The organism is Ruegeria sp. BHSB056, assembly GCF_059613305.1.
Genome location: NZ_JBXWSG010000146.1, coordinates 1 through 4560 on the forward strand (window position 1 = coordinate 1; position 4560 = coordinate 4560).

4 protein-coding genes are annotated in these 4560 nt (G+C 57.0%); 2 read left to right on the top strand and 2 right to left on the bottom strand.

Annotated features, from left to right (window positions below; translation table 11 throughout):
- Nucleotides 1–106: 106 nt before the first annotated feature.
- Nucleotides 107–1141 (top strand): LLM class flavin-dependent oxidoreductase, encoded by a 1035-nt coding sequence (locus tag AC2FND_RS19570; RefSeq protein ID WP_496771386.1) that lies wholly within the window; start codon nucleotides 107–109, stop codon nucleotides 1139–1141.
- Between the two features lie 9 nt (nucleotides 1142–1150).
- On the top strand, nucleotides 1151–2629 hold the full coding sequence (locus AC2FND_RS19575; RefSeq protein ID WP_496771387.1) for an aldehyde dehydrogenase: 1479 nt from the start codon (nucleotides 1151–1153) through the stop codon (nucleotides 2627–2629).
- A gap of 83 nt (nucleotides 2630–2712) precedes the next feature.
- Here the strand turns inward: AC2FND_RS19575 and cuyB are convergent, their stop codons facing one another.
- Complete coding sequence (gene cuyB / locus AC2FND_RS19580) at nucleotides 2713–3420, bottom strand: cysteate racemase (RefSeq protein ID WP_496771388.1); 708 nt, start codon at nucleotides 3418–3420, stop codon at nucleotides 2713–2715.
- Between the two features lie 3 nt (nucleotides 3421–3423).
- On the bottom strand, nucleotides 3424–4437 hold the full coding sequence (gene cuyA / locus AC2FND_RS19585; protein WP_209595722.1) for a D-cysteate sulfo-lyase: 1014 nt from the start codon (nucleotides 4435–4437) through the stop codon (nucleotides 3424–3426).
- Between the last annotated feature and the right edge of the window lie 123 nt (nucleotides 4438–4560).

Sequence of the window (4560 nt, forward strand, 5' to 3'; positions counted from 1 at the left end):
CATGATGGCTCGTTTTGCGCTGGAAAGCCGAACCCGCAATTTCTCGCTTTATCTGGGTGACGCCCAGCGGGGCGATGTGCACAGCCTGTCGGAAAGGACCTGACGAATGGAGTTTTCCCTTTTTGCCCATATGGAACGGCTGGGCCCCGAACAGTCGCATGAGAAACTGTATGAAGAGTTCATCGAGCTGTGCAAGATGGCTGATCAGGCAGGGATGCGTGCGGTCTGGACTGGTGAACATCACGGGATGGATTTCACTATCGCACCCAACCCGCTGATGTCGCTGGTGGACATCGCGCATCATACCAAAAACGTGCGCCTTGGCACCGGCACTGTGATCGCGCCGTTCTGGCACCCGATCAAACTGGCGGGCGAGACAGCCGCAGCGGATCTCATGACCGGCGGCCGGATCGAGCTGGGCATAGCGCGCGGTGCCTACTCTTATGAATACGAGCGGCTTATGCCCGGTCTGGACGCATGGACCGCCGGTCAGCGAATGCGAGAGATCGCTCCTCTGCTGCCCAAATTGTGGGAAGGCGACTGCGCGCATAACGGAGAGTTCTTTCAGTTTCCCGCCACCAGTTCGGCCCCAAAGCCGGTTCAACCCGGCGGCCCGCCCATCTGGATTGCCGCGCGGGATCCGAACAGCCACGAGTTCGGCGTTCAGAACGGATTCAACATTCAGGTCACCCCGCTCTGGCAAGGCATCGAAGAAATCGAAACACTGATGACCCGTTTTGAGACCGCCTGCGCCAATCACGATGGAGCGCGCCCCAAGATCATGCTGCTTCACCACACCTATGTCGGGCGCGATGACGCTGAACTGGATCAGGCAGCGCGGGATTTGTCCCGGTTTTATAACTATTTCGGCGCGTGGTTCCAAAACAAGCGACCAGTCCGACAGGGATTGATTCAGGCGCTGACCGAAGAAGAAATGGCGGCCAACGCAATGATGACACCCGAAAATCTGGCGCGTGATCTGACAATCGGCACGGCGGACGGAGTGACAGAGCGTCTGAAACGCTATGAAGACCTTGGATATGATGAATACTCGTTTTGGATTGACAGCGGCATGAGCTTCGAACGCAAACGCGCATCGCTTGCCCGTTTCATCGACGATGTAATGCCAAAGTTTCAGTGAGGGGCCGCAATGCACCAGAAGCCACATTACCAGCTATTTATCGACGGCACTTGGACCGAAGGCGCACGTGGGCAAGTGATGGCCTCGTTGAATCCGGCAACGGGTGAGGAATGGGCCAGTTTCGCCTGCGCGGCACCCGAAGACGTAGAGCACGCCGTTTCTGCAGCGCGCCGGTCACTTGATGATCCGGCGTGGCGGGACATGACGCAAACCGCACGTGGCAAACTGTTATTCCGCCTTGCAGAACTGATCGAACAGAACGCAGAACGCCTTGGCGAGATCGAGACAAAGGACAGTGGCAAGCTGCTGGCGGAAACCGCGACCCAAACGGCATATGTCGGCGATTATTATCGCTACTATGCGGGGCTGGCGGACAAAATCGAAGGCGCGGTTCTGCCGATCGACAAACCGGACATGCATGTCTTTACGCGGCGCGAGCCCATTGGCGTGGTGGTCGCAATTGTCCCCTGGAACGCGCAGATGTTTTTGACAGCTACCAAGCTTGGGCCAGCTCTTGCCGCAGGGTGCTCGGTTGTGCTGAAGGCATCAGAGATTGCGCCCGCCCCAATGCTGGAGTTCGCCCGCTTGATCGACAAAGCGGGTTTCCCACCCGGCGTCGTCTCCGTCATTACCGGGGACGCAGAAAACTGTGCGATCCCTCTAACCCGGCATCCTGACGTGGACCGGATCGCGTTCACTGGCGGCCCGGAAACGGCGCGCCATGTGGTGCGCAACTCGGCTGAGAACTTTGCCGTAACCACATTGGAGTTGGGTGGAAAATCCCCGATCATAGTTTTCGATGATGCCAATCTGGATGGCGCCGCCAACGGCCTGATCGCGGGCAATTTCGGTGCTTCAGGTCAAAGCTGCGTCGCAGGATCACGCGGGCTGATCCATCTTCCAATTATGGAATCTCTTATCGCCAAAATCGAAGAAAAGATGTCGGGCATTGTCATCGGCGATCCATTGGAACCTGAAACTCATATTGGCCCGCTGTGCACAAACGCCCAGATTGTCAGAATTCAGGCGACGCTGGCCAAGGCCAAGGAACAGGGCGCCCGTATTCGTTTCGGAGGCGCGCCACTGGATCGGTCTGGTCATTTCATGGCCCCAACGCTGGTGGAATGCACCAGTGCCGAGACAGAGACCCTGAAGGTCGAAATGTTCGGTCCCGTCATGTCCTTGCTGCCCTTCGACACTGAAGAAGAGGCAATCAACCTGGCCAATGACACGCCATTCGGGCTTGGCTCGGGTATCTTCACCGAAAATGTCGCCCGTGCTCACCGTGTTTCATCCCGCCTGCAATCGGGCATCTGCTGGATCAACACCTACCGCGCCGTCTCACCCATCGCGCCCTTTGGCGGCTTCAACCAATCCGGTTATGGCAGGGAAGCGGGATTAGAGGCCATTCACGACTACACGCGGACCAAGACCGTTTGGCTGAATACATCGGAAAAACCGATGTCGAAGCCCTTTGTTATGCGCTGAGGTGATCTGCAAGACGATCAACGATCGCAACTGCACAGAACCGCTGTCTTCCAGCCTTATCACTTGCCCCACTTTCAGCCAGATCAAGGGTGGGTGCGATTTGCTTGGGAAAACGCGATGATTGCATCAACCAACAGGTCAATCGTATCGACGGCAATTACGTCCGCGGCGACACTGTCGGCGATTATCGAAAACTCTGAACACGCGATAAGTTGCATATCTGCCCCGGCACCAATCAGTTCCGCAGATACGGTATTCAGAGTTTGGCGTGCCTCATTGTAAGAGTCACCGGCCTTGATCCTGCGGATGGCCGCAAGCATCTTGCCCTCATCTGCTGGCCAGACAACTGACATTCCCCGCGCCTGAAACGCCGTGTCGAAAAGACCTACGCGCTGCAGCGCGGGCGACGCCAGCATCCCGACACACCCACCCGGTCCGATCATCCCAGCGGCACGATCCACTGCCAATTCCACCATGTTCAACAAGGGAATAGTCGCGGCATCCGTAATCGCAGCAGCATAGTAATGTGCGGTGTTGCACGGCATAGCCAATGCCACAGCCCCGGCAGCTTGAAGACGACGTGCCATCGCAGCAAGCACAGGCCCCGGATCCTCGCCCGTTCCGTCAATCAGATGAACAATACGAGACGGCACCTGCGGGTTCATATCGATCAACAACGGGATATGGTCACGATCATCGCTTGCCGGTACTGCCTCCACCAACTTGCGCTGGAGGAGGATGGTCGCCTCGGGCCCCATGCCACCAAGAATACCGATCGGGGCCCGCGTCATTGGTCAGATATTGACCCAGCGGTTCTGATGATCAAATACAAAGTCATACCCTCCCAGGGCCGCTGCACCGCCGGTGTGCAGGAATACGACACGCTGGTCCTGGAACTCGCCTTTGCGTGCAAGATCAATAAGACCTGCCGCACCTTTTGCCGAATAGCAGGGATCCAAAAGTATCCCCTCCAGTTCGGCAAACATTCGGATTGCCTCGATACCACTTTCGGTTGGCAGGCCATAACCCTGCCCGACATAGTCGGTATTGGCCATCACGTCTTCGCGGTTCACGACGCCTGCGCATCCCAGCTTCTCGGCTGTTTTGCAGGCTAGATCGTAAACCATTTGTTCCTGTTTAGGCTGGGGCGCCCTGGTCCCGATCCCCAGAACCGGCACCTTCGCGTTCATGGCGCACATGCCGGTCACCAGCCCCGCCTGCGTTCCCGAAGAGCCGGTCGCGTGCACCAGCCGGTCAATTCTCAAACCACGGTCGTTGGCTTGACCCAAAAGCTCAAAAGCTGCGTTCACATAGCCAAGGGCACCTGTCGGGTTTGATCCACCGCCGGGGATGACGTAAACGTTGCGTCCTTCTGCCCTTTTCTTCTCTGCTGCTTTTTCCATCTCGGCCGGCATGTCATGCCCGCCGGGAAATTTTTCGGTCGTTGCACCGTGCAGGTGATCCAACAGGACATTGCCGTTGGTGTTGTAGTTTCCGTCCTGATAACCGGTGCGATCTTCCAGCAGGATATGGCAATCAAATCCCAGCTTGGCTGCAAAAGCGGCTGTCTGTCGGCCGTGGTTGGTTTGTGTCGCCCCTTGCGTCATGACCATATCCGCGCCCTGCGCCTCGGCTTCGGCCATCAGGAATTCCAGCTTTCGGGTCTTGTTGCCACCGGTCGACATACCTGTGCAGTCATCGCGTTTGATCCAGATTTCCACCCCCAGCTCCTTGGACAGTCGCTTCATCGGCTCCAACGGCGTCGGCAGATGGGCAAGGTGCACACGGGGAAAGCGGGCGAGATGCATGTGGAGGCTCCTAACATTGACTTTCGGCAATTTATCATCGCTTGAACCGCGTATCTAATTCGAAATTCAACTCATAACTTGCATGAATTGCATATTAGATATCCTTGGTCTATCTAAACCCCA